A 2,606-nucleotide genomic window follows, 5' to 3' on the forward strand; every position below is an offset into this window, starting at 1 on the left:
GCGCAGGAGTTCGTGGATGCCTCGTTCGACCTGCTGGCGCCCGAGGGCCGGTTCATCGAGATGGGCAAGACCGACATCCGCGAGCCCGAGCAGGTAGCGGCACGCTGGCCGGGCGTGCTCTACAGGGCCTTCGACCTCGGCGAGGCCGGGCCCGACCGGGTCCGCGAGATGCTGGCGGATCTGATCCCGCTGTTCGAGCAGGGTGTGCTCGCGCCGCTGCCGGTGACGGCCTGGGAGACCCGCCAGGCGCCGGAGGCCTTCCGGTACTTCAGCCAGGCCCGCCACACGGGCAAGATCGTGCTCACCACGCCCCCCGGCACCCTGGACGGCACGGTACTGGTGACCGGCGGCACCGGCATGATCGGCCGCGCGGTGGCCCGTCATCTGGTGACCGACCACGGGGTGACCGACCTGGTGCTGGCGAGCCGTCGCGGTGAGCAGGCGTCGGGCGTGGCGGAACTGGTCACGGAACTGGCGGGGCTGGGCGCGTCGGTTCGTCCGGTGGCGTGTGACGTGGCCGACCGCGATGCGCTCGCGAAGCTGGTGGAAGACCTGCCGGACCTGCGGGGTGTGGTGCACGCCGCGGGTGTGCTGGACGACGGTGTCATCCCGGCTCTCACCCCGGAGCGCGTCCATGCGGTGATGCGTCCGAAGGTGGACGCGGCCTGGCATCTGCACGAGTTGACCAAGGACCGTGACCTGGCACTGTTCGCCCTGTTCTCCGCCTCGGCCAATGTGCTCGGCGGGCCGGGCCAGGCCAACTACGCGGCAGCCAACTCGTTCCTCGACGGACTGGCCCAGTTCCGTCGGCGGGCCGGACTGCCCGCACAGTCTCTCGCCTGGGGCCTGTGGGCCGAGCGCAGCGAGCTGACGGGCGACCTGACCCAGGCGGATGTGGACCGGATGGAGCGCGCCGGCGTACGGCCGCTGTTCACCGAGACCGGGCTGGCCCTCTTCGACACAGCGGTGGAACTCAACCGCATCGTGACCGTGCCCATCGGCCTCGACGCGACGAAGTTCTCCGGGACGGTGCCGCCCCTGCTGCGCGCACTGGTCCGCACCGCTGCCAAGCCGACCGCCACCAACGCCCGGGCAGCGGCCGTCTCCGGCGGTGGTCTGCGTGAACGCCTGGAGGGCATGGCGCCCAAGGAGTGCATGGAACTGCTCACCTCCATGGTGTGCGCGCAGGCAGCGGTCGTACTGGGACACGACGGCTCCGGCGACGTCGGCGCGGACCGCCCCTTCAAGTCGCTGGGCTTCGACTCGCTCACCTCCGTCGAGCTTCGGAACCGGCTCAACTCGGCGACAGGCCTGCGGCTTCCCGCCACGCTGGTGTTCGATCACCCGACACCCACCGCGCTCGCCACCTACCTGCGGCACGAGCTGGTCCCCGAGATCAACATGGCTGCCCTGGCGGCAACGGAGATCGCGAAGCTGGAGGGCGTCCTCGCCGAGGTGGCCCACGACGACCCCGCCCGTGTCAGCCTCGGCGCGCGCCTGCGCGCACTGCTCGACATGTGGAACGGCGGTGACGAGGCCGACGGTTCCGACCTGAACTCGGCGACCGATGACGAACTGTTCGACCTCGTCGACAACAAATCGTGGTCCAGCTGACGCCCTTCAGCTGAACAGGCCGGCGGCCTTCTCCGCCGATGACGCGACTTCACCCCGATGGAACCAGAAGAGGCTTTGATGTCGAACGAGGAAAAGCTCCGCGCATACCTCAAGCAGGCGATCGCCGATGCCCGCAGTGCTCATCTGCGGCTTCGCGCGGTCGAGGAGGCCGCCCGCGAGCCGATCGCGATCATCGGCATGAGCTGCCGGTTCCCGGGGGGAGTCGCCTCACCGGAGGATCTGTGGGACCTGGTCGCCGAAGGCCGCTCAGGCATGGGGGACTTCCCGGCGGACCGGGGCTGGGACCTGGACTCGCTCTACGACCCCGACGGGCAGCGCGCCCGCAGCTCCTATGTCCGCAGGGGCGGCTTCATGGGCGGTGTCGCGGACTTCGACGCCGGGTTCTTCGAGATCTCGCCGCGTGAGGCCGTGGCGATGGACCCGCAGCAGCGGGTCCTCCTCGAGGCGACCTGGGAAACGTTCGAACGGGCCGGAATCGACCCCGCCACCCTGCGTGGGGGAGACACGGGCGTGTTCATCGGTGGCGTGCTCTCCGGCTACGGCGCCAACGCCCACAGCGGTCACCAGGACGCCGAGGGCTACCTGCTGACCGGCAACGCGTCGAGCATCTTCTCCGGCCGTGTCTCGTACACCTACGGGTTCGAGGGACCGGCGGTCACGATCGACACCGGTTGCTCCTCCTCGCTCGTGGCGCTTCACCTGGCCATCCAGGCGCTGCGCACCAAGGAGAGCTCCCTCGCGCTGGTGGGCGGCGTCATGGTGATGTCCACACCGGCCGCGTTCACCGAGTTCAGCAAGCAGCGCGGGCTGGCCGCGGACGGGTACTGCAAGGCGTTCGCCGCCTCCGCCGACGGTACGGCCTGGAGCGAGGGCGTCGGTGTGTTGCTGGTGGAGCGGTTGTCGGATGCGCAGCGCCATGGGCACAGGGTCCTTGCGGTGGTGCGGGGTTCGGCGGTGAATCAGGATGGTGC

The 2,606-nt window shown here is 70.0% G+C and carries 2 protein-coding genes; both read left to right on the forward strand.

The features are described 5' to 3' along the window. On the forward strand, positions 1 to 1,614 hold a 1,614-nt coding region (locus AB0L75_RS44030), incomplete at its 5' end, for an SDR family NAD(P)-dependent oxidoreductase (RefSeq protein ID WP_365191917.1). A gap of 78 nt (positions 1,615 to 1,692) precedes the next feature. Next, positions 1,693 to 2,606, forward strand: a 914-nt coding sequence (locus tag AB0L75_RS44035) for a beta-ketoacyl synthase N-terminal-like domain-containing protein (RefSeq protein WP_365191918.1), incomplete at its 3' end; no start/stop codon positions are given.

The organism is Streptomyces sp. NPDC052101 (assembly GCF_040680235.1).
Classification (GTDB): Bacteria; Actinomycetota; Actinomycetes; order Streptomycetales; family Streptomycetaceae; genus Streptomyces.